The organism is Flavobacterium crocinum, assembly GCF_003122385.1.
Taxonomy (GTDB): Bacteria; Bacteroidota; Bacteroidia; order Flavobacteriales; family Flavobacteriaceae; genus Flavobacterium; species Flavobacterium crocinum.
On record NZ_CP029255.1, the window covers coordinates 2810633 to 2833962 of the forward strand.

Annotated in this window: 25 protein-coding genes; 5 read left to right on the forward strand and 20 right to left on the reverse strand. The window is 32.1% G+C overall.

Annotated features, from left to right (window positions below):
* Nucleotides 1–70 precede the first annotated feature (70 nt).
* From HYN56_RS12570 to HYN56_RS12580, 3 genes are all read right to left on the reverse strand, one after another.
* Nucleotides 71–574 (reverse strand): DUF6265 family protein, encoded by a 504-nt coding sequence (locus HYN56_RS12570; protein ID WP_109192490.1) that lies wholly within the window; start codon nt 572–574, stop codon nt 71–73.
* Between the two features lie 761 nt (nt 575–1335).
* Nucleotides 1336–1812 carry a DUF6265 family protein gene (locus HYN56_RS12575; protein WP_109192491.1) on the reverse strand — a complete coding sequence of 159 codons (477 nt, stop codon included), beginning with the start codon at nt 1810–1812 and terminating at the stop codon, nt 1336–1338.
* Between the two features lie 264 nt (nt 1813–2076).
* On the reverse strand, nt 2077–4383 hold the full coding sequence (locus HYN56_RS12580) for a type IA DNA topoisomerase (RefSeq protein ID WP_109192492.1): 2307 nt from the start codon (nt 4381–4383) through the stop codon (nt 2077–2079).
* A 228-nt stretch (nt 4384–4611) separates the two neighbouring features.
* On the opposite strand from HYN56_RS12580, the gene HYN56_RS12585 reads away from it, so the two are divergent.
* Nucleotides 4612–5403: a DUF5995 family protein gene (locus tag HYN56_RS12585; RefSeq protein WP_109192493.1), complete on the forward strand. Its 792-nt coding sequence runs from the start codon at nt 4612–4614 to the stop codon at nt 5401–5403.
* A gap of 15 nt (nt 5404–5418) precedes the next feature.
* Here the strand turns inward: HYN56_RS12585 and HYN56_RS12590 are convergent, their stop codons facing one another.
* From HYN56_RS12590 to HYN56_RS12600, 3 genes are all read right to left on the reverse strand, one after another.
* The gene (locus HYN56_RS12590) at nt 5419–5832 is read right to left on the reverse strand and encodes a DUF3997 domain-containing protein (protein WP_109192494.1); all 414 of its coding nucleotides are present in this window, start codon (nt 5830–5832) and stop codon (nt 5419–5421) included.
* 78 nt (nt 5833–5910) lie between these two features.
* The gene (locus tag HYN56_RS12595; protein ID WP_205727657.1) at nt 5911–6450 is read right to left on the reverse strand and encodes a hypothetical protein; all 540 of its coding nucleotides are present in this window, start codon (nt 6448–6450) and stop codon (nt 5911–5913) included.
* A gap of 63 nt (nt 6451–6513) precedes the next feature.
* Nucleotides 6514–6945: a copper resistance protein NlpE N-terminal domain-containing protein gene (locus HYN56_RS12600; protein WP_109192496.1), complete on the reverse strand. Its 432-nt coding sequence runs from the start codon at nt 6943–6945 to the stop codon at nt 6514–6516.
* A 677-nt stretch (nt 6946–7622) separates the two neighbouring features.
* On the opposite strand from HYN56_RS12600, the gene HYN56_RS12605 reads away from it, so the two are divergent.
* Entirely contained in the window at nt 7623–8000 is a 378-nt protein-coding gene (locus tag HYN56_RS12605) for a GreA/GreB family elongation factor (protein WP_109194792.1), read from the forward strand.
* 75 nt (nt 8001–8075) lie between these two features.
* Here HYN56_RS12605 and HYN56_RS12610 read toward each other — a convergent pair whose 3' ends face one another.
* From HYN56_RS12610 to HYN56_RS12635, 6 genes are all read right to left on the reverse strand, one after another.
* Nucleotides 8076–8555: a hypothetical protein gene (locus HYN56_RS12610; protein ID WP_109192497.1), complete on the reverse strand. Its 480-nt coding sequence runs from the start codon at nt 8553–8555 to the stop codon at nt 8076–8078.
* A 5-nt stretch (nt 8556–8560) separates the two neighbouring features.
* Nucleotides 8561–9055 carry an SRPBCC family protein gene (locus HYN56_RS12615; RefSeq protein ID WP_109192498.1) on the reverse strand — a complete coding sequence of 165 codons (495 nt, stop codon included), beginning with the start codon at nt 9053–9055 and terminating at the stop codon, nt 8561–8563.
* A gap of 61 nt (nt 9056–9116) precedes the next feature.
* On the reverse strand, nt 9117–9809 hold the full coding sequence (locus HYN56_RS12620) for a hypothetical protein (protein ID WP_109192499.1): 693 nt from the start codon (nt 9807–9809) through the stop codon (nt 9117–9119).
* A 267-nt stretch (nt 9810–10076) separates the two neighbouring features.
* A complete protein-coding gene (locus HYN56_RS12625) occupies nt 10077–10430 on the reverse strand; it encodes a hypothetical protein (RefSeq protein ID WP_109192500.1) in 354 nt (117 codons plus the stop codon).
* 155 nt (nt 10431–10585) lie between these two features.
* Entirely contained in the window at nt 10586–10891 is a 306-nt protein-coding gene (locus HYN56_RS12630) for a hypothetical protein (RefSeq protein WP_146194592.1), read from the reverse strand.
* 178 nt (nt 10892–11069) lie between these two features.
* A complete protein-coding gene (locus HYN56_RS12635; protein ID WP_109192502.1) occupies nt 11070–11306 on the reverse strand; it encodes a helix-turn-helix domain-containing protein in 237 nt (78 codons plus the stop codon).
* A 111-nt stretch (nt 11307–11417) separates the two neighbouring features.
* On the opposite strand from HYN56_RS12635, the gene HYN56_RS12640 reads away from it, so the two are divergent.
* Complete coding sequence (locus HYN56_RS12640) at nt 11418–11753, forward strand: hypothetical protein (protein WP_109192503.1); 336 nt, start codon at nt 11418–11420, stop codon at nt 11751–11753.
* A gap of 65 nt (nt 11754–11818) precedes the next feature.
* Here the strand turns inward: HYN56_RS12640 and HYN56_RS12645 are convergent, their stop codons facing one another.
* The 3 genes from HYN56_RS12645 to HYN56_RS12655 all read right to left on the reverse strand — a co-directional run bounded on the left by HYN56_RS12645 (nt 11819) and on the right by HYN56_RS12655 (nt 16813).
* Nucleotides 11819–12061: a hypothetical protein gene (locus tag HYN56_RS12645; RefSeq protein ID WP_109192504.1), complete on the reverse strand. Its 243-nt coding sequence runs from the start codon at nt 12059–12061 to the stop codon at nt 11819–11821.
* Nucleotides 12062–12321: 260 nt separating this feature from the next.
* The gene (locus HYN56_RS12650; protein ID WP_109192505.1) at nt 12322–16161 is read right to left on the reverse strand and encodes a hypothetical protein; all 3840 of its coding nucleotides are present in this window, start codon (nt 16159–16161) and stop codon (nt 12322–12324) included.
* A gap of 31 nt (nt 16162–16192) precedes the next feature.
* Entirely contained in the window at nt 16193–16813 is a 621-nt protein-coding gene (locus HYN56_RS12655) for a hypothetical protein (protein WP_109192506.1), read from the reverse strand.
* A 410-nt stretch (nt 16814–17223) separates the two neighbouring features.
* Between HYN56_RS12655 and prfA the strand changes: the two genes are divergently transcribed.
* Nucleotides 17224–18300: a peptide chain release factor 1 gene (prfA, locus tag HYN56_RS12660; protein WP_109192507.1), complete on the forward strand. Its 1077-nt coding sequence runs from the start codon at nt 17224–17226 to the stop codon at nt 18298–18300.
* Nucleotides 18301–19586: 1286 nt separating this feature from the next.
* Complete coding sequence (locus tag HYN56_RS12675) at nt 19587–20918, forward strand: DUF5723 family protein (RefSeq protein WP_109192510.1); 1332 nt, start codon at nt 19587–19589, stop codon at nt 20916–20918.
* A gap of 411 nt (nt 20919–21329) precedes the next feature.
* Here HYN56_RS12675 and HYN56_RS12680 read toward each other — a convergent pair whose 3' ends face one another.
* Genes HYN56_RS12680 through HYN56_RS12700 form a run of 5 tightly spaced genes read right to left on the reverse strand, consistent with a single transcriptional unit; the run spans nt 21330 to nt 23312 of the window.
* Nucleotides 21330–21704 carry a hypothetical protein gene (locus HYN56_RS12680; protein WP_109192511.1) on the reverse strand — a complete coding sequence of 125 codons (375 nt, stop codon included), beginning with the start codon at nt 21702–21704 and terminating at the stop codon, nt 21330–21332.
* Nucleotides 21705–21736: 32 nt separating this feature from the next.
* Nucleotides 21737–22093, reverse strand: a complete 357-nt coding sequence (locus HYN56_RS12685; protein ID WP_109192512.1) for a hypothetical protein — start codon at nt 22091–22093, stop codon at nt 21737–21739.
* 46 nt (nt 22094–22139) lie between these two features.
* On the reverse strand, nt 22140–22424 hold the full coding sequence (locus HYN56_RS12690; RefSeq protein ID WP_109192513.1) for a YtxH domain-containing protein: 285 nt from the start codon (nt 22422–22424) through the stop codon (nt 22140–22142).
* A gap of 51 nt (nt 22425–22475) precedes the next feature.
* A complete protein-coding gene (locus HYN56_RS12695) occupies nt 22476–22628 on the reverse strand; it encodes a lmo0937 family membrane protein (protein ID WP_109192514.1) in 153 nt (50 codons plus the stop codon).
* Nucleotides 22629–22667: 39 nt separating this feature from the next.
* Entirely contained in the window at nt 22668–23312 is a 645-nt protein-coding gene (locus HYN56_RS12700; protein WP_109192515.1) for a porin family protein, read from the reverse strand.
* Nucleotides 23313–23330: the final 18 nt, after the last annotated feature.

Sequence of the window (23330 nt, forward strand, 5' to 3'; positions counted from 1 at the left end):
GGAGACCAATAATGAAGATCCGTAAAGTTCCGTAGGAACGATTCATGTTAATCTTTTGTTTGTATTAGAATCATCGCTTTTTCATTACAAATCTTTCAGTATTTGGCTTACCTTTTTTCAAACCGGAAATTTCTGCGATTAATGAATCTTTTGCTACTAAATTGTAAATGATTTTGTTTGGATAATCGTGTTTTGGATTTTCAAAAACAATTTGATTATCTGTTGCTGAGGTCATTTCGAAACTTACAGGTAATTCCTGATTTTGTCCCGGAACGGTTACGATATAAGATAGTTTTCCGTTTGTTTCTTCAAGACGAACGTGTTCTCCAAAAACCGTATCTTTTTCTTCCCCTACAACAAAATAGGATTCTCCAAGATAAACCGAATCATTTTCTTTTTTCCAGCGTTCCGTAAGTTCGCCTTCCGGTGATTTATTTCCCCATTCGCCAATAAACCATTCTGCTTTGGCAAGATTTGGATATGTTTTTACTGGAGCTTCTGTTTTAATTTCTTTTTTACAAGAGAATAAAACTGTAAATGCTAGAATTACTGGAAATAAAGCTGCTTTTTTCATGATTTATATATAAAACATTCATTCAATTCAAATTTAGGATAAATCTTTGGTTTTTAGTTTTTTGAATTGTTTTATAATGAATAAAACAAATTATTTGCGTTCTTAATCTATGCCATATATTGATCGAACCTACGGCTCTTCTGAAAAAACAACTTTCCAAATTAACTGGACTGAAGTCCAGCCCTACAAAATTAGTAGAACCTATGGTTCTTTTTTCAAGATTTAGAATTCCGCAGGAATAAATTTTTTTGTAGCAACTGAAGTCCAGCCTTACAAAATTAGTAGAACCTATGGTTCTTTTTTCAAGATTTAGAATTCCGCAGGAATAAATTTTTTTGTAGCAACTGAAGTGCAGCCCTACAAAATTGGTAGAACCTAAGGTTCTTTTTTCAAGATTTAGAATTCCGTAGGAATAAATTATTTTGTAGCAACTGAAGTGCAGCCCTACAAAATTGGTAGAACCTAAGGTTCTTTTTCAAGATTTAGAATTCCGTAGGAATAATTTTTTTTGTAGCAACTGAAGTCCGGCCTTACAAAATTGGTAGAACCTATGGTTCTTTTTCAAGATTTAAAATTCCGTAGGAATAAATTATTTTGTAGCGACTGAAGTGCAGCCCTACGAAATTGGTAGAACCTATGGTTCTTTTTTCAAGATTTAGAATTCCGTAGGAATAAATTATTTTGTAGCAACGGATTTTAATCCGTTGAAGAATAGATCTACGGAGAATGAAAAGTTCCGTAGGAACGGCACATTTATATAACTACTTCTTCGTCATCACAAACTTCTCAGAACTCGGTTTTCCATTCAAATTCCCGTAAATTTCAGCTGTCAAACTATTATTAGCTCCTTTTGTATAAGTAATTTTTTGAGGATAATCGTGTTTCGCGTTTTCAAAAACCAATTGTTTATCCGATTCAGCTGTAGCAGGGAAGAAAACAGGTTTATCGTCATTTTGTCCTCTTACGGTTGCTTTATAAGTTAAAGTTTCTCCAAGTTGAGCCAAAATAATAGTTTCAAAATGAAGCGTATCTTTTCCTTTTATAAAATAAGAAGAAGCACTGAAAGTACTGTCATTTAGTTTTTGCCAGTTTTCGCTTAAAACACCTTCGGGAGTAGTATTTTCCCAATTTCCGATTAACCAGTCGGCTAGTTTGATTTTATCTTTTTCTACAGATTCTTTTTTCTGGCAGGAAGCGAAAGCAATTATAAGTGTAATAAGAGTAATTTTCTGAAACATATTTTATACGGTTTTGATTGTACTAATGTATGAAAAAAATGTTTGCCACAAATTACACGAATTTCCACAAATTTTTCTTTGAAAATTGGAATGATATTTTTGCCACAGATAAAGATTAAAATGATTTTATTTCACGCAGATTTTGCAGATGTAAGCAGATATTCGCAGATTTATATAATTTAAATCCAAATTTAATCTGCCAGAATCTGCAAAATCTGCTTGAAATAAATTTGTGGAAATTCGTGTAATTTGTGGCTAAATAACTTAAACACTTTCTTGTAAAATAGAATACACCAATTCCTTAGTAGGTTTTTGATCCTGTAGTTTGGCTCTTACTTCATCAAAAGTAACTTTAAAATCACAACCTGATTTATATTCAGAACAGCCGTAAGCAGTTTTTCCTTTTAAGATAGTTCCTTTTTTACATTTAGGACAGGTTAAAGAATCTGATGTTTCTTCTTTTGCAGTCGTTTTAGTAACTGTTTTTTTCGGTTCTAATTTGAGTTTGTAATTTTCCTCAAAACGAATCAGGCCTTCAACTGTTCCGGCTTCAGTTTTAAAGCCTTTTATATTGACTGTTGAACCTTTTTGAAGTAATCGTAAATACTGAGGTTCTGTAATTTTTTTATCATGAAAAACATAAGGAAGTACAAAGTCACAACCCGATTTATATTCACTACATCCAAAAGCCGATTTTCCTTTTATAAAGTTTCCTTTCTGGCATTTCGGACAGGTTTCAGCCAAAATTCCTGAAGTTTTCTTTTTCTCTGCTTTAACAACAGGTTTCTGAATTGATGCTGCGTAAGAGATATTCGCGCGGGTAGTCTCACTTCGGACTTCGTAAACCAAAGCTTCAACCATTTTTTTCATGTTTCGAATAAAAGCAGAAGCTGTGTAAGTACCTTTTTCAATGTCTTTCAGTTGTTTTTCCCAGGATCCCGTAAGTTCTGCCGATTTAATCAATTCATTTTGAATCGTATCAATTAGCTGAATTCCGGCTATAGTGGGTAAAATCTGTTTTTTATTACGAACAATATACTGGCGCTTAAAAAGGGTTTCGATAATATTAGCGCGAGTTGAAGGACGACCGATTCCGTTTTCTTTCATCAATTCGCGTAAATCTTCGTCATCAACTTGTTTTCCTGCCGTTTCCATTGCTCTAAGCAAAGTCGCTTCGGTATAATAATTAGGTGGTTTGGTTTCTTTTTGAAGGAAAGAAGGTTCATGCGGGCCTCTTTCGCCCACGGTAAAACTCGGCAGTAAATCAGGTTCTTTTTCTTTCGCATTCGGATCTTCAAAAACAACACGGAAACCTTTTTTCAGAATTTCTTTTCCTGTGGCTTTAAAGGTCACATCGGCTGCTTTTCCAATAACTGTTGTGTTGGCAACAAGACAATCATCATAAAAAACGGCAAGAAAGCGTTTTACAATAATATCATAAACCTGCTGCTGATTATGAGGCAGATTAATTTCGATTCCCGTTGGAATAATAGCGTGGTGATCGGTTACTTTTTTATCATTGAAAACCTTTGGCGATTTTTTGATTTTTTTTCCTAAAAGTGGTCCGGTCAAATGACTGTAATTCGTCAGTTTTTGCAGAATTCCGGGTACTTTTGGGTAAATATCTCCCGGTAAAAAAGTCGTATCAACTCTCGGATAAGTAATCGCTTTCTGCTCGTATAAAGTCTGGGCAATTTTAAGTGTTTCTTCTGCCGAAAATCCGAATTTCTGATTGCAATAAACTTGTAATCCTGTTAAATCAAAGAGTTTTGGAGCATATTCGTTTCCGTTCTTTTTATCGACTGAAACTATTTCAAAATCACTTTCTTTGACTTTTTCAGCTAGAATTTCTCCGTCTTCTTTTTTCAGAAAACGACCTTCTTCATAACTGAAAAGTGTTTCTCTGTATAAAGTCTGCAATTCCCAATACGGTTGAGGTTTAAAGTTTTCGATTTCTTTAAATCGTTCTACAACCATTGCCAATGTTGGTGTCTGTACACGTCCAATTGACAAAACCTGTTTGTAACCGCCATGTTTTACGGTATACAAACGCGTTGCATTCATTCCTAAAAGCCAGTCGCCAATCGCTCTTGAAAATCCGGCGTAGAATAAATTATCGTAATTTTCAGAAGGTTTCAGGTTGTCAAAACCTTCTTTAATAGCTTCTGTTGTAAGTGACGAAATCCATAGACGTTTGATTTCGCCTTTGTAATGCGCTTCGTTCATTACCCAACGCTGGATTAATTCTCCTTCTTGTCCGGCATCCCCACAGTTGATGACCAATTCGGCTTTTTCGAAAAGGGTTTTTATAATTTTAAACTGTTTCTGGATTCCCGAATTCTGAACCACTTTGGTTTCGAATTTTTCAGGAAGCATGGGTAGATTGTTCAAATCCCAGCTTTTCCAGTGCGGTTTGTAATCGTTGGGTTCTTTTAAGGTACATAAATGCCCGAAAGTGTAAGTCACGGCATAACCGTTGCCTTCGTAATATCCGTCGTGTTTGGTATTGGCGCCCAAAACGGATGCAATTTCACGTGCTACACTTGGTTTCTCAGCAATACAGACCTTCATTTTTTCCTTTTCTTATTCGTGGAGCGAAGTTAGGATTTTTATAAGAAAGTTGCTAAGATTTTAAGGCACTAAGATGCTAAGTTTTTTCATTTCTTAGTAAAATTAGGTTTCTAAGGAGTTGTTTAGTTTTAATTTATAGAGCAACAAAAAAACATAAGATAATTGCTTCAAAATATTGAATTTTAAAACATTAAAATAATTATATTCGTTTAACCAAAAACGATTGCGATGAGTGTAAGACAAGCATCTACGATAAATGAGGTTATTCAGATAATGGATGAAATCATTGAAACATCAAAATTGGAGCAAAGTCCAATGGGTTTATTTGCAATGTTATACCGTGAAGTTACGGTAAGAATAAAGCAGGGAATCTCCGATGATTCTTTTCAAAATGGCGAACGAATGGAAAAACTGGACGTTATTTTTGCCAATCGTTACATCAAAGCCTATTATCAATACAAAGCCAATGAAAAGCCTTCTGAATGCTGGGCATTTTCTTTTGAACAGGCAGAAAAATTCTGGCCTATTGTAATTCAGCATTTGTTGCTTGGAATGAATGCGCACATCAATCTGGATTTAGGAATAGCGGCTGCAGAAGTCAGTACAGCAGAAAATATAGGAGATTTAAAATCCGATTTTGATAAAATAAATACCATACTCAGTAGTTTAGTGGCAGGTGTAGAGAAATGTTTAATTAAAATATGGCCAACTCTTACTTTTTTACTAAAGTTAACAGGTAAGGCCGATAATTTCTTTATTGATTTTAGTATGGAAACGGCCAGAAACGGTGCCTGGAAATTTGCCAATGAATTCGTTCTGCTTCCGGAAAACCAAATCAACAGTTGTATACTGGAAAGGGATGCCAGAATTACAGAAATCGCTCGTCTGGTTTCAAATCCAGGTTATTATGTTAGCACTATTTTTAAATTTATTCGCTTATTTGAAAGAGGATCTGTAGCTCAAAAAATAATTGATTTGCGTATAATGGAAGAAAAAAATATGGAATGCGTTACAGTGTAATTTCAAAAAATGCAGTTAATCAAAATACCATTTGGTTGGAAAAGTAAGTTTAAATTCCGGTTTTATGATGGCAAGTTCACGGCATTTTTTTTCGAAATCAGTTTTATTGAACGGACCAAAAACAGGTTTGTCCTGAAAACCACTTTCTGTTCTTTCGATAATGTAATAATTGATTATATTTCGATTTATCTCTTTTGTAGAGTTTCCCACAAGCGGATGCTGTTTTGAATAAATATATTTTGAATCATAGCCTACTGCAAAAACATAAGCAGGAACCAGAGTTTCTCCTTTCTTTAAAGATCGGGATTCGTACAGATCAATCCACAGCGTTTCGTAATCATCTACAATAGCATCACTTCCGTAATCATATAAACCAAAACAGGAGGTGAATACAATTGATAGAAAAATTATAAAAATAATTTTTTTCATGAATAGTAATTTACAAGACAAAATTTCACATACTTTGTTTAAATAACTTATCAGATCAGGCGGGTAGATGAGGGGAGTTTATTCTGTTTTGGATTCTTTTTTTAGAATTAGTAATTGTATGATTAACAGAATAAGAGAAATCTGAAAATACAAACCAATGATGGCATTGTTTCTTTCACTCTGCAATAACTTTTCATTATTGAGGAAAATTTCATCGTTCAGTCTGTTCTTCAATACTTTTATGGTTTTGTTTTTTTTATGATAAACAAGCGAAATAGTATTATCGGCTAAAGCATATTTAGTATGGTAGGCATTAGTTAAATAATCATTCTGACAGGCTATTTGTTTTTGAGTTTTAGAGTCTTTTAAATGTCCCTTAATAGTAGTATAAGTACATCGGGATGCAGAAGTTCCGGAAGATTTTTCCTGTTCTGTAAAAACGGTATCTATTACAAATAAATCATTTTGTAGATACTTTTCAGGATTGTATAGCGCTTTCAGGTTTTCAAAGGGCTCAGCAATGCTTTTTAATGGATTTCCTTCTATGCAACCGTGAACAAATTGTGAAATAACAAAAATTAAACTAATTACCAGATGAACCAGCAAAAAGTATTTCATGGCTTTGTTTTTCCTGAAAAAAGGATGTTTTTTTCGTTTCATTCTGCTTTGCGAAAGGACTGTTTAAACTTTAAAAACATCAATTCCTTTCATCCAGAAAATTCCCGATTCTAAAAACTTAAGTTTTGTCTGAACTATTTTATCGCTTTTATCTCTCGGATTTTTAGTAACAAATCTTGCAGCCGAATTATTGAAATCTAGAGTATACTTTTCGTTCAGATCTTCTTTTTTATCAACAGAAAAAGTAATCACATTATCTTTTGCGCTCCATTTTCCTTTTCCGTATTTGTTGACTTCAGGAGGAACTCCGCCCTGCATTTTGGAATAGGAGTGAAATTCAAATGTTCCATCGGGATTTAGAGTCAGTTTGTATTCAATTTCATGTTTTCCTTTTTCAGAAAGGGAACGTGTATAATCGCCTGCAAATGAACTAGATTGAGCAGATGATGCCAGGAAATTGAAAATTAAAAGTAAAGTGGTTAAAATTAGTTTCATTGGTTTTGTTTTTTTTGAGTGTTTTCTGGCCTGTTTAGGAGCTTTCTCAAAATTAATTGGTTTGAAACAGAATTCCTTACGGGAAACCGTATTCCCAAAACTTTAATTAATAACTCAAATTGACTGGAAATATTTTGTGAGGTTTTTCTTTTTGAATATTCTTTTACTATTTTCGTTAAAAATTAAATTCATGGAAAAACTAATTCAAGGTTTTGAAGTATGGCTGTTGTTATGGCAGTTATTTTTTTTGATACTTTTTGGATTTATACTTTACTTTTTTTACAGACTTTTAAAAAAAGTAATGAAATAAATAAAACCAAAATTCCGAAACTATTCGGGGTTTTTATTTTTGTAAGAAATAAAATGTATCTTGCAGGCTAAGATTATTGCAATAATGGAAACCGCCAATTTTTATTTAATAAACAGCTGTTTGATGTGCTTAATGTACACCTTATTGTATTTACATGATGATGCTTTCTTAAAAAGTTCGAAAGACTTTATTCCTTTAGCCCTGTCATAACTCTGGACAGGGAATTTTCATTACAGACAGTTCGTTTTAATTTTAACCTCCACTTTTCATTCAGGATTAGGTATCACTGAATCAGAAAGGACTGCGGGATATTCAGTGATGAGTTGTATATCAAAATGAGATGGAAAGGGAAGCAAACCAAAAAGTCATGTCACAAAGTATTATTTTAACAACAGGAACATACGATTTAATTAAGGATCATGTAAGAAGAAAAAAAGTAACGCCACACGAAGAAGAACTTTTATTGAATCAGCTAAAACACGCCACTCAGGTGTTAAGAAGAAATCTGCCTGAAGATATAGTTTCAGTAAACCGAAAAGTAACGTATAAAGACCATATCAAAGATGAAGAAAAAACAATTCTTTTGGTTGGTCCCGAAAAAGTAAAAGTAAGCAAAAACAAAATTTCTGTTCTCTCAGATGAAGGTATTGCAATGATTGGTTACAAAGTAGGCGATGTTGTAGAATGGCCCGCTAAAAAGGGTAATTTGAAACTGGAAATTTTAAATGTAGAGGCGGAGAATTAATAACGTTTTCCGCTTTGGAATAAATAAAAACATCCCGGAAAGGTTTTACTTTTTTGGGATGTTTTTTTTAAGGGACTATTCTCCATTTGATATTTCAAATAGTTTTATAAATTTTATCTCGAAATTTTTCCTCTTATAATACATTCTTAAATTAGAAATCGCACCAATAAATACTATAAACAAATTGAATATAATCCAAACTGATAAAGGTGGTTTTTCGATAATAAATATAATATTGAATAGAAGAAATGCGATAAAAGGAAAATACCGAATCCAGTAATATCCAAATTGAATAGGAATTATTTCGTATGAGATTTCGGTTTGGTTTAGATTTTTAGATTTAATCTTCCCTTTTAAAATATAGGGTAGAGGAAACAATATTGCATTTGAAGTTATTTTAAAATTATTTTCACCGAATGTTCCATAAAATAATTTGTTTTTTTCTCCAATCATATTAAATGCATGAAGAGGTGTTCCGCTAATTTTTGGATTGCCTATTTTAGTATTTGCTTTCAGTCTTGCTCTGAATTCTTGAATACCGATTTGTGATATCATTTTGTTTAATTATTAATCATAGGATTCAAATTCTCATCTTTATTTCTTAAATCCAGTCCGCCTTCGTAAACCGATTTCAGATTGATCAAATAAAAATGCCAGCCATTGGAACAACCCAGTCTGATGTACTTTTTGGAGTTATCGTCTGTTGGAATATTATGATGACGAAGTTCGACTATGGTATAATCTTCTTTTTCACTCAATTTTATATCTACCAAGCAATTCCCTTCAAACGTAAATTGCAAAAAATCTTTTCCGTTGGCAGAAATGATTTTTCCTTTCATGGCATCATCATACAAATACCAAAGCCATTCATAAGAACAATTTTCAGAAACATTTTGGTTTTTAACAATTGGTTGTTTATTCACATCAAAAAAAGAAACCTTTTCCAGAAACCATTTTTCGAGTTCATTCGCAGTTGTCCAGGCATTATAAATGTCACTTATTTTAGCTTTAACAGCTATTTTTTTGGTGAAAGAAGTCCAGTCGAAGTTTTCCATGGTTTAGTTTTTTAATTATTATAGCAGAAGTAAGTTTTAATGAAATGTTTTTAGTTTCTATTTACTTCTTCTTAAACTTATATTCCCGTTTATTACTTTTCGGATTAAGATCTACAAATTCATAATCTTCAAAATCTGCGAAACGGGTTTTAAAGAACCCGCCGGCTTTTTCTACCGACCAGGTTTTAGGATAATAAAAACCATCAAATTCTACGTTTTCAAGATGCAGTTTAAAATCATATTTAAATTCGTAGTTGCCAACATAAGTCAAAGCAATTTTTCCGGACCAGTCAATATCAAAACGGTTTGGAGTTGTAGGAGTAATTTGAATACGATGATTGGCACAGCTGTCGTGTCCTAATAAATAAATCCCGAAAGCAACATCATCATAATCATAATCGTCGTCTAGCGGGAAAGTGTCTGCGAGTAAAGCTTCTTTTATAAGATCATTAAAAGAGACTTTTTCAGATTTGGTATTGATTTTAATTCCATTATCGCCCCAAAAAGTCGAAGACATGGTACAGCGATGAAAATTTTCCCAGACTCCTTTAGCATCCCAGTCGCTTTCAGCATCTTCATCCTCTTCGTCATTTAGGTTTGTGTCATCTTCAGCGTAATAATTTTCTGTTTTTAAATGAAAATCAAACCAAATAGATTCGTCTTCTTCGATTCTGCCGCTCCATTCAAATTCTTCTAAAGCGTGACCGTTTGGATATGGATTTCCTAAAAAATAAATTCTGTTGGGTGTATTCATGTCTTTTGGATTTTCTAAAGACTAAAGATAGAAACAAAACGTATTCTTACAAATTTTTCTGGAATCTTCTAGTTTTTTTGCTTTTAGTTGGACTGTTTGAGTTAGAGGGATTTTATAAGAACACTTCCTAAATCGAAGTAATATAAAAGCCAAAAGCTACATAGAAATATGTAGCTTTTGTTTTAATGATTCGTATCGTGTTCTATTGTTGCGGGCACGGATTGCAAATCTGCGCTATCGGGATTTACTTTTAAAACTTGTGTAATTTTATTCACAAAGTAAAGTATCAAAATCTACATGAAGCTGATTTGTATCTTTATCAATATTAACCCAATTAAAGCTTTTTAAAATATAAGCATTTCCTCCATCAATTTGAACCCATTCATCTATTCCTTTGGCAGCATTTGTCAAATCGTTTTTAGCTGTCATTCCGATAGGAGCGACAAAACTTCTGCCTTTTGTTAAATATTTGCAATTACTTGTCTCTATTTCTGATTGCGTTATGTATTTTGATTTTGTTAAAGTAGGAAGCGAATTGTGTACTTGAAGTGGAGACATGGTAGTACAAGAAGTAAGAAATAAAATTACGCCAATAAGGTTTAGCTTAAGTAGTTTATTCATTTTAGATAGATTTAGTTATTTAAAATAAGATATTTCGTCTAGCTTTTTTGAACTCAAATAATTTGCCAATTCTATCTTTTATCAAAAAAAATCTCCTAGAGTGCGCCATTCGTGTAAGCGAGGAGGGCAGGGGTATACAATTTTTAAACAAAGTTTCAGACTATATCCTGTACATTATCTCTAATGGCTACAATAAGTTCTGGATAATTTTCAAAATGATCAGGGCTGATTAATAATTCTTCTCCATTTTCAAGATACACTGTACTTTCAAAATAACCCGTAGTAATTTGTCCGGCTTTAGTATAAGATCCCTGAATACGTTTTGTTTGAACTTTTGTAATGGAAGAAAAAGGGATGAAATCTACTTTTGACGAAGCTAAAGTTGTTCTTTTTATTCCTTTTTCTGTAATCGTAATTTCATTAATCAGGCTAAGTTGATTAATGTGAAAAAAGATACTCAATGCTAAACAGATAACCGATACTATAGTTACTTTAAAATCCTCCGTACGAAAACTATCAAAAAAATAAGACAGGCAAAACAGATCAAAGATCAAGAAAAGTATGTTTATTTTAATCAAAAATAATGTTCGAAATTTTGAATGTATTTCCATTAAATAAAGAATGTTTCAACGTAACGATTTACAAATCCTTAATTAATTCACTTGGATGAATTTTTAAAGCTTTTGCAATTTTAAATAAAGTTCCAATTCTCATTTCCTGTGAGCCTTTAATGTATTTTCTTAGATTTTCTACATCCATTTCAGCATCATTAGCAACTTCTCTTGGTTTTAATTTATTACTATTAATCTCCTCTTTAATCTTTATTCCCAGTTCTTTCACAACTTCTGGTAACTCGGTTTTTCTTTCTTTTTTCATAGAAATGAAATTACAAGTAATAGATTGTTTTAGCAGGATTATAAAAAATCGATTGTTTTCAACCGATTTTTTATATATTTGTTTTGAATTGTAAATTAAATCTTATATAAAATGGAAGTGCAAAATGAAGAAAAAGGGGAAGCATTACTAGAATTAATAACGAAATCAAACTATTTTACCAAACTAAAACCACAGCATAAAAAAGACGATTCGTTTACGATACCGCTAAAAGTATCTTCGTATAACGAATTAAACATGATGGTTTCAGATTTGCTTAAAGCCAGTATTATTTTAATTAATCCTGAAGCCAAAAGTTTTTCCGGTTTTACAAAAGACCAAAATATCAACGTAATGACTTTACTTGAAATCGCTCTGCAACTTTTACCTGAAGAAGAAATGGAATTGCTGGATGATTTGCATAAGGTTTATATGGAGGGGGATTTGTGAAAAAAGAAAAAGCGTAAATGTTAAGACGTTTGCGCTTTTTCTTTTTTTGATAAAAAAACAGGGGCTTAATTTACTTTAGTCCATCCTGCATTTTCAATTTCATTTCCAAAAATGTTGTTGCTTTCAACTTTTTTGATTTTTTTTTGAGTTTTTAAATCTTCAGCTAGTGTGGTGAGACATTTTCCAATTTGCAAATGAACATTTCTAAATGAATTATCTTCGTAGCTGTTTAAAAAAATGACATAATCATTTTCAAATTTTTTCGAAAAGTGTCTGATGAATTCATGCGAATCGAATTCATTAGGCAATTCTTTTTACTATTAGTTCTTTTATCGAATCTAAGTTTTTGATAAAAAAGGATTTAATTTTCATAATTAATATTTTTTATAATTTATATCTTATATAGTACGATAAAAAAAAATTAACATAAATTGAGCCAAGTGCAAATGTTTCTTTGTTAGCACGAACATTTCTCTCTTGCTAGCAAAGTTTTTTAGATTGATTTAGCTTTCATTCACGAATGGGACGCTCGCACCAGCGGAGGAAAATGAAAAACAGTATGTTAAAATCATAAGTACATTTCGTCTTCTCTATTTTTTTCGTTTTCTATTTCCTTATCAATATAATTTAATCTTGCATTAGCCCAAGATCGAACAGTTTCAAATTTATGATTGGATAAAAATTTAAAAATTTCTTTTTTTGCTTCTAAAAGTGGAATTATTGAACCAGTCCATGAGTACGACCCCATATTTGCACTAAAACTTCTAATTACTTCTTCAATATCTCCAAAATTATCCAGTAATTTGATTGCTAATGGGTTTAAGGTATTATAGTTAGTATTGTTATCAGCGTAAATGGGTATTAATTGAGCTAATCTTTCTGGGGCTATGTTTCTTTTTTCTTCTGCCCAATCAAAAATGACATCTATTTTTCCGCTGAACAATAAACCAGTTTTTCTGCCGACTCCACCTATGTAAGACCCTAATATATGTTTTAATCCATAGAATTTATTATAATTTTCATCGGTTGCAATTAAACTCTTGCTCAAATCATTCCAAATAAAATCGAAATATTTTACTATAAGAACGTTATATATTTTTTGTACTTCATTGTCTAAATGATAACTTCTTTCCCAAGAGATGCTACTAATTATAGTTGCATTTATAAATCGTGCTAAATCAGGTTGATTTTCAATATCTAATATTTTTATTAATAATTGGGAAATTTTATAGTCACTAAAGTTTAATTCCGTTCCAAATTCAATAATAAGTTTTTTTGAATAATTCAATAATTCAGGCTCTGGGTTTTCGGAGTTGTATACATTGCTAAAGATTGATTCGATAATAAATGAATACGATTTTTTATTTTTTACCAGAAGATTTTTGTAAAATTTTAACTTTACTTCAATGGGGGCAGTTGAAAGTGCTTGATTGTATGTATATTTATATAATTCATAAATCATCTGCTCGTCATGATCAATTAAATTTAATAAATAATCAAAATAATTATGCCCATCTGAGTCATGGCTTATAAAGTAAAATAATGACTTTTGCAGAGAATAATTTTGAAAGATTTTTTCATAAATTGTTCTTTTTTCTGCTATACTATTGCCGCTTATAAAACCTTCGAATAATGAGTAATTTCGTTGTTCACTAACAGTTTTTTCTAAGGAATCAAGTGATAAATCAACGAATTCAATCTTTTGATTTGATTCTAATAATTCAAAGAGCTTCCGACCAAAATAAAATGTATAATCTGGTTTGGATGAGTAAAAAACAGGTAAGTAAACATTCCAAGAATAATTGTTTTTTAAAAATTCATTAGCTAAATTCTCAAAGTATTCTATGTATTTATTAAATGAGTCACTTCTAAAATCTATATCAAGATAGAAGTGATTATGAGCATTAATAAATCTACTTTTAAAATCGTTTTTGGAAAGCTTGGTTATGTAAAAATTGATTTTATCTAAATCATCATTAATTAAATATTGTATGTCGTATTTTCTTATTTGTTTTAGAGCTAAAAGTCCTTGATCAAAATCCCATTTTTTTATTTCAAAAATTGTTTCTAAATACCTTTTTAATATGTTGAAACATCCGAATCTCACTAATGAACGTGATGATTCTAAAATTATAGAGATACATTTTTCAGAAATCCAATCGTTATTATGTATTGGCTCAATTATTAAATCCAATATTTCTTGCCAATAGATATATATTTCTTGGTTAGAAGGTTCATAATCTTTTAATTTGATTTTACCTTGTTCCTCTGCGCCCATTATTCTTGAAAAATGAGATGAGTCTAAAGCAGATTTAATAGCAGCGAATGCTATTTTTTTAGAATTTTTATCCTCAAAATCAAATGCCCACTTAAGTACATAAAATCGATCTTTCAAATTTGCTGAAGTACCGGGTAATAAAATCTTAAACAAATGGATAAATTCTCCTGTTGAATTGTTTGACCAACTTTCGTTTTCAGCCAAAGCGAATAGAAATAGAGTTTTTGTACTTTGCTTAAAAGTTCTTTTGTCGAAACATAATTTTCCTAAAGACCAAACTAAATTTCTTCTACCTTCTTCAATTTTTAGTAATTCGCTTCTTTGCATTTCACTAAAAATATTCCAAAGGGTGTTGGAAGTCGCTACTGGATTCACTTCAACAAATGAGCGAAAGAGGCGTGAACCCAGTTCTGTATTTAAAACTTTCGCATTATAAAAAGGGCCAAATTCACTAACCAATTTGTCTGTAATTTCTACTGCTTTTGTATTGAAATTTAGATATTTCATACGTTTTGCAAATGAATCAGATATACTTTTTTTATGTTCATCTTCTTCAATGCTAGAAAGATATGTTATAATGTCCGACATTTTTTGAGGACTGCAAGTTTCAAGCCATTCTGTTGCTAATTGCATAGCGAAAGGGAATGGTCTCATACTAATATATCTTCCTCTTCTTTCAAAGATTTCTCTTTTCAAAAAGTGGTTGCAAGTTTCAGTAAATTTAGTAATAAGAACACTATTGTCTTGAATATCAACACTTGTTAAATCTTTGTTTTTTGCAATGTACTCTAGCTCTTTTCTAACTTCATCTTCGAAGCCTATATGATTAAATAATGAACATGACCGTAAAATATTTCTATTCTCAGAATCATTTCCCTTTTCTCCCAATAACCGGTCTAATAATTCCTTGTCATCTAATTTTCCTGTGATAGGATTTCCTTCTCTATCACTATCTGTTAAAAGTTTAACCATTAAAGGTATTCCTTGGGAAAACTCTTTTATTTTTTCAGTATTATCTTTGGATAAATATGAAAAGTCCTCTTCAATTATTTCAGTAACTACATCTGTTAGATTTTCTTGTTGAAGATGTAAATAATTTATACTTGAGTGTTTGCCTGATTCTAATTCTTCAGGGTTTGAGTCAATTGTTATTAAAAAAAGATTATTATTTGATTTCTTTAGAAGGTTTAATAAAATTCTATGATTAGATATCTCACAATTATCTAATATAATTATCTTATCTTCATTATTACTTTGAAGGTTGATGACATATTGTGTTAAATCTAATGAGGATTTCTCTTTAAAATCATAATATAGTACTCGACTTGATAATATCAAACTTTCGTGATTTTCCTCCACAGGTCTAAACATTTCGAATAAAATTCTTGTTTTGCCAAGACCAGAAAGGCCTATTAATCTGATAGTTTCTTTTTTTTGTTTAATAGAATTAACTATTATAGTTTTTAATTTATTTATATAATCATTTTGATGAAATCTTTGAGAGGAATCAAATTCTAAATTCCAATCATTCCAGTTTTTAAAAGGTCTATATTTTTCTTTCTGATTTTTTAGTATATATAAAGTTGTTTCTTCAATTTTGCTAACAATTGTTTTTACCAGCTGACTTTTTATATCATCACTGTTTTTACTTTTTTTATTGTAAGTATATTCTATAGGGAATCTTAAATGTCTGATATCAAATGTAACATTTGAATTGTCTTTGCTGGGTGATCCATAAAATGAATTAAGAATTCCAATTATTCTTTCTGGGCCAACAGCATCATATGCTATTCCATATTCTATCAAAACATTATCATTGTGGGCTGGTTTATATTTTTGATTTTCAAATGTTTTTTTTAAAAACTTAATAAAGCATGAGGTATGATTGACAATTGATAAATCTGCAATAAAAATATCGCAATTCGGAATTCTTTCATCCATTATTTTATTTGGAATAGATGGGGATCCAGATAGTCCTCTAGTGCCTTCTTGAATTATATAATTTATACTTTTTAGGTTTTCTCTGTGTTCTAATTCATTGACAGCTTCGTGTAAGCATGTTAATATGAAATCTTTATTATATTTTGCTTCGGTGCTAAGTTGCCAAGAAAAAAAAATTTTTATTTGCATTTTTTATAGAATAAAATTAGAATCTTATCGCCTAATTTGGAGAGGTTGTTTGTGGAACTGTTTTGCCTAGAATTAAAGTTAAAAACACAAAACTAATTATTAACTGTATTATTGTTATGTGGTAACTTGTTGTTGTGTGAGGTGTTACGTTTGGATATTCTGCTGTTAATGAATTAGCGCAACTAAACCACATGGCGTCTATACTGCTAGATTTATTCTGAAGCCATGTAAACTCGCTATTATATGGGAAACGAAATAAGTAAGCAAAGCAAAGATTAGAAAAACCTATTGATAAAATTAATGTTATAAATCTGCGTCTTACTCTGTCTATAAGAAAAGATTCGGTGTTCATAGCTTGCTTGTCCCAAATATGATGATAAAAGTAGGTATATAGATTTGTAAAAATTAAATACCAAGTAAATATAGTAAAGTAAATATTCGTTAATCCAATCTTCATTGCATACAAAATTAAGAGCCACTTTAATAAAATAAAAAAATCCACGACATATCTTTCAACTGTCGATTTTTTATCGTTATTGCTATTACGAAAAAAAGAATAGACGGCTATGAATTTTAAAAATTCTACAATTGAAATATATTTTAAGTTTTCTATTAAAAATTTTGATATTATGTAGATGGGACCGTTTTTCATATAAATATTTTTTGAATTGTAATTAAATTGTAAAACTTTATTAGTAACAAAAATTAAACAAACATCGTCTTTATTTAAAATTAATTAGTAGGTAAAAACACCTGATTTTTATAATTTTTTTGATAAAGCTAAACTCTTTAAATTCAAATTCATTACGGAAAACCGTAAACCATATCATAAAAAACAAAACACCTAGCCCTGATAGCAGCGGCATCCTTTTTAGGCAAACGAAAAAGATCTTATTAAAGCCGTAAACCTTCTGCCTAAAAAGATATAGCGGATAGCAGGAATTAGCTCCTAAAAACCATCCTAATTCCACGAAACATTCAACTTAAATCCCTCAAAAAATAACCACTAGAAAAATCAATAAAAATTTTGTAATTTTGCCGTCCAATAAAAGGAATTAGAAAATGTTAGATAGACTTCAATATGTAAAGCAGCGTTTTGATGAGATTTCGGATTTGATTATTCAGCCGGATGTTATTTCTGATCAAAAACGTTACAAACAGCTTAACCAGGAATACAAAGGGATAAAAGCTCTGGTTGAAAAGAGAGAAGAGTACATCATAGTTTTAGCCAACATCGACGAAGCAAACGAAATTATTGCTGACGGAAGTGATGCTGAAATGGTGGAAATGGCCAAAATGCAGTTGGATGAAGCAAAAGAACGCCTGCCGGAATTGGAGGAGGAAATCAAATTCATGCTGATTCCTAAAGATCCTGAAGACGCGAAAAACGTTATGGTGGAGATCCGCGCCGGAACGGGTGGGGACGAAGCGAGTATTTTTGCAGGAGATTTATTCAGAATGTACACGAAATACTGTGAAACACAAGGATGGAGAACATCTGTTGTAGATATGAACGAAGGAACTTCCGGAGGTTTCAAAGAGGTTATTTTTGAAGTTACTGGAGAAGATGTGTACGGAACTTTGAAGTTTGAAGCTGGTGTGCACCGTGTACAGCGTGTACCTCAGACCGAAACTCAGGGACGTGTACATACATCGGCTGCAACGGTTATGGTATTGCCGGAAGCAGAGGAATTTGATGTTCAGGTAGATATGAACGATGTTCGTGTCGATTTCTTCTGTTCGTCAGGACCTGGTGGGCAGTCGGTAAATACTACGAAATCGGCTGTACGTTTAACGCACATTCCGACAGGATTGGTGGCGCAATGTCAGGATGAGAAATCACAGCACAAGAATAAAGATAAAGCTTTAATGGTATTACGTTCTCGTTTGTACGAAATGGAATTGGCCAAAAAGCAGGAAGAAGATGCTAAAAAACGTAGTTCTCAGGTAAGTTCCGGAGACCGTTCGGCTAAGATTCGTACGTACAACTATGCACAAGGACGTGTAACCGATCACCGTGTTGGTTTAACACTTTACGATTTGGGAAACATCATGAACGGTGATATCCATAAAATTGTTTCTGAGCTTCAGTTGGTTAATAACATGGAGAAATTGAAGGAAGCTTCGGAAGTTTACTAACATGAACTTCTTAGGTTCTGAGATGCTAAGATACTAAGGGACTAAGTTTTCCCTTTAAACATATAATTAAGCCGAACTTGCGTTCGGCTTTTTTTTGGAAAAAACTGCCAATCTTTGTGGAGTTTCTAGTGTGATCTTTCCTTCGTCAAGATGACAAAAAAGAATAAAAGCGTATTGATTGAAAACATAGCCAGTGGTTTCAACCACTGGAACGCAAAGTGTATATCCGCCAAATTCGCTAAATCTGCGAGAAACAACACGGCCAATCTTTGTAGAGTTTCTTGCGGAGATTCCTCCTTCGTCGGAATGACATATATTGTGGTAATTCGTAGAAAGGAAAAAAACTTTATAATCTGCTGTCCCGATAGCTATCAGAAGCGGAAACAAAAATTGCCAATCTTTGTGGAGCTTCTAGTGTGATCTTTCCTGCGTCAAGATGACAAAAAAGAATAAAAAGCGTATCGATTGAAAAGATAGCCAGTGGTTTTAACCACTGGGACACAAAGTATAATATTTGAGTATATATTTTGGAAATCTGCAAAATCTGCAAAATCTGTGAGAAACAAAATGGCCAATCTTTGTGGAGTTTCTAGTGTGATCTTTCCTTCGTCAAGATGACAAAAAAGAATAAAAGCGTATTGATTGAAAAGATAGCCAGTGGTTTCAACCACTGGAACGCTAGTATAATATTTGAGTATATATTTTGGAAATCTGCAAAATCTGCAAAATCTGCGAGAAACAAAATGGCCAATCTTTATGGAGTTTCTAGTGTGATCTTTCCTTCGTCAAGATGACAAAAAAGAATAAAAAGCGTATTGATTGAAAAGATAGCCAGTGGTTTCAACCGCTGGGACACAAAGTATAATATTTGAGTATATATTTTGGAAATCTGCAAAATCTGCGAGAAACAAAACGGCCAATCTTTGTGGAGTTTCTAGTGTGATCTTTCCTTCGTCAAGATGACAAAATAGGAGAGAAAACTTTGCGACTCTGTAACTCTGTACCTTTTAGAAAAAAAAGTTATTTTTTTAAGAAATTAATGTAAAGTTTTAAATCATTTAAAAATTAGTATTACTATTTTTTTTAGGTTTAAATTAAGGACAATACTACAGTAGGTAAGTAAGCGGTAAGATTTATAAGAAGTTTTAGTAAAACTTAGAATCTTAGAACCTTAGTCTCTCAGCATCTCAAAAAAAACTTCACGAATCGATAGATTCATGAAGTTTTTTTTTAACATTTTTTGTTTCATATTTGTTGCACCAAACCAACCAATCTAAATTTTATTTATGAAGAAAACTTTACTTTTCTGTTGCTTCTTAGGAAGCATTTTTTATTCGCACGCACAGTCTTATTTTGGTTTTCGGGACGACAATTATGCCGGGATTCAGGGCGTATTGTTTAATCCGTCTGCAGTTGTAGATTCTAAGTACAGATCTGACGTTACGATTTTTTCTGCCAGTGGGACAGGGCAGAACGATTTGTACGGAGTAAATGTCCTGGATGTTTTAGACGGAGATTACGATCTGGACGTTGATGCGAGCAAAAACTTCAAAAGCAATAACAGAGGAAACTTAAATCTGGATGTTCTGGGGCCTTCTTTTACGCTTAATATTACGCCTGTACACAGTATTGCGCTTTTTTCACGTGTTCGCAGTATAACCAATATGGTAGGTGTAAATGGTGAACTTGTAGATGAGGTCAATAAAGATCTTGATGTTTCGAACAGCTTTTTAATTTCAGGCGGAAATCCGAACGGAGTTACGAATTCGTGGGCCGAAATTGGCGCTTCTTATGGAACAGTTTTGTTAGACCGTGATGATCATTTTGTAAAAGGCGGAATTACCTTAAAATACCTAATGGCTGGCGCAAACGGTTATATTAACGGAAGTGATATTAGTGTGGCTTTCAATAAAAACGCTGTTAATCCGGCGTTGAGTGAATATTATTCAACCGGAACTTTAAGAACCGCTGCAAGTTATGATTACGAAAACGGAGACAAGATGAAATTCGATCCGTCTTCAGCCGGAGTAGGCGTAGATCTTGGTTTTACTTATGAATATCGTACCAATTGTCATACTTGTATTGGAAACCGTTATAAATTTAAAGCAGCAGCTTCGGTAACGGATATTGGAAGTCTGAACTACAAAAACATTACGGAGAACACCTATAATTTAAACGGAAGAGTAACGCAGCAGGATATTGATGATGCCGAAGATATTTTCGAATTCTTTGATCAAAATTATACTAAAACATCCTCTAAAAAAGCGGTTAAAGCCAATCTGCCAACAGCATTACATACCAATTTTGACTGGAATATCGACAATAGATTTTACTTGAATTTAAGCGGTGATTTCAGTTTGGTTAATGCCAACAAAGTCAACAGAACAACTATCGCGAATTCGGTTACATTTACGCCAAGATATGAGACAAGACAGTTTAGTTTTTATCTTCCGGTAACGTATATGGAATACAGCGGAACTCAAATCGGAACTGGTTTCAGAGCTGGCCCAATTTTTATTGGTTCAGGAACTTTGGTTTCAAACCTGTTTTCAAACAGTTCTAAAGGAGCTAACGTTTATGTTGGTTTGAAATTGCCGATTTATCAGAATTATAACTAAGGATCTGAGTTGCTAAGATTCTAAGATACTGAGATTCTAAGTTTTTTTAAGTTCTGCGAACTTTTTTAATTAAAAAACGGTCTGTTTCACTTGTGAAACAGACCGTTTTATTTAAAGGCCAGATTGCTTTTAACTATGAATTAGGGTTTTACTAAATTTCGATTTATCGAAATAAAAAACTCAGCATCTTAGCATCTTAGAACCTTAGCAACTTTAAAATATAGTGAAGGTCACATCTTCATTAACCGCTCCCCCAAAAGCGTATAATGAAAGTTAGACACCTAAAAATACTCTTGTGTATTCAAAACATTTATATAGGTTCGAGTAAACGTATACACCATTTTTTAATACTATTTCGCTTAACTTTTCCATAATACATAAATTTAGTTTGACAAATTACTCTTGCGATGTTTAATACTGTGATGAATATTCCTCTTCTTCAGAAGTTTCATGCGAAGATTCGTTTTGTGGTTTAGAAACCAAATTGGTAACGATAAGCTGAACAATTGAGCCTAAAATGCCTTTGAACATGGTATCGCCTTTTCCGACTATAAATCGTTTAGCCAGATATCCAATTCCGATACTGATGGCCGATTGTGCTAGATGGCTTTTAAAACCTACTGTCTCGTTAATTTCCTCAACAGTATTTCGAATTAAATTGATTGGTTTTAAATTCTCTTTCAAATCATCGATATGATCTTTTATAGCACACCATTCATTGTCCTGACGAACTTCTAATTCTTGTATTTTTTGATTTAATTGATCAATATTGATAATAGCCTCCATAGGTTAGTTTTTTGTATTAATAAATTAAATCTCTATTTCGTTTCTTTCAGAATACTTGAAATAATAGTATTCCCAATTGGTGTTTTTATGATTTTATGGTGTGATTTGACCACGATTATTGCAACTATTAAATAAAATAATGCCATAATAAAAAAACCATAGTAATACTCTCCAAGCTCTTTACCAATCCATAAACTGATCCCTACATTTAAAAACAAGGTAAAAAATGCAACAACAATCCCGATTGCTATCTTTGATGCTAATGATGAAACACCATCAGCAACTGAACACACTGTTTTTAGTTTTAGTAATTCTAAACTTGTTTTAGCATAGTTTTCAGCTTTTTCATAAAGATTAAGATCCTCGTTTGTTGTTGCATTTGGTTCCATGATATAGGGTTTTATGGTTTGAAAAAATCACTAATTTGATTAGCTTTTAGTAGTTTGATTTTACTGCTTTAGCATCGTCTTTCAGTGTATTGAAATCGTCTTTAACCTGAGCTAGTTTAGATTTCCCATCTTCGATAATATCTTTACCGTTTGATTTAATTGTGCTTACAATACCGTCAAACTTTGTTTTAATGTTATCTCCGTAATCTTTTGATTTATCTTTGATTTTTTTTCTTGTGTTTGAACCTTTATCCGGTGCGAATAAAACTCCTATTGCTGCTCCCGCCGCTGCGGCTCCTAAAATTCCTAAAATTGTTGTGCTAGTTTTCATAATAATTAATTTTAAATTGGATTAATATTTATAATTTGTTGATTTAAATTTTTAAATTTCCCGACCTTTAATAAGTCTGAGAAGTACTGCGATAATGGCGATTACTAAAAGAATATGGATAATGCTTCCGAAACTGTAAACAAAGAACCCTAAAGCCCAAAGTATAACCAGAATCACCGCGATTGTATATAATAAGTTAGACATGGTTTTTTTATTTTAGAGGTTAATAATTAATTTCTCTTTTTAATTCAGTTTATACGAAAGGTATAAAGTCAAATTGCTGTTTCTAACATCTGGAAATGTATAGGTTGTTCCTCCAATAGATCTTTCTTTACCGACTGTTGTTAAGCCATAGTTATAGCGTACACCAAGGCTAATTGGATCGAAATCAACTCCAACACCTGCAGCTATACCAGCATCAAATTTGTTAAGATCATCTGTGTCAATAGCTTCATCAAATGCGATATCCCCATCTCCAGTAACTTTAGAGCTTACTAAATATGATGCATATCCACCTGCTTGTAGATTAAAGTTTTTAGTAATATTTACTCTTACTAAAAGAGGAAGTTCAATATAGTTTAATCTAAATTTTGCATTTCCTTCTATGACATTGTTGTATTCTAATTCAGCTCCTTTCGTAGTGAATAAAAGTTCTGGTTGAATCGCTACAAAATCTGAAACGGGAAGGGTAGCATAAAATCCTGCATTAAAACCGTACAAAACGTTTTTGTCATTAACATCATCTCCGCTATCAATTAGGTTTGACATGTTGAATCCTCCTTTTACACCGAATTCGGTATTTACATTATTGTCCTGAGCGTGCAGCGTTCCAAATGTTGCTGCTAAAAAAAGTGTTAAGGCGCATAAAAAATTGGCTTGTAATTTCATAGTAAAAAATTTAGTTAA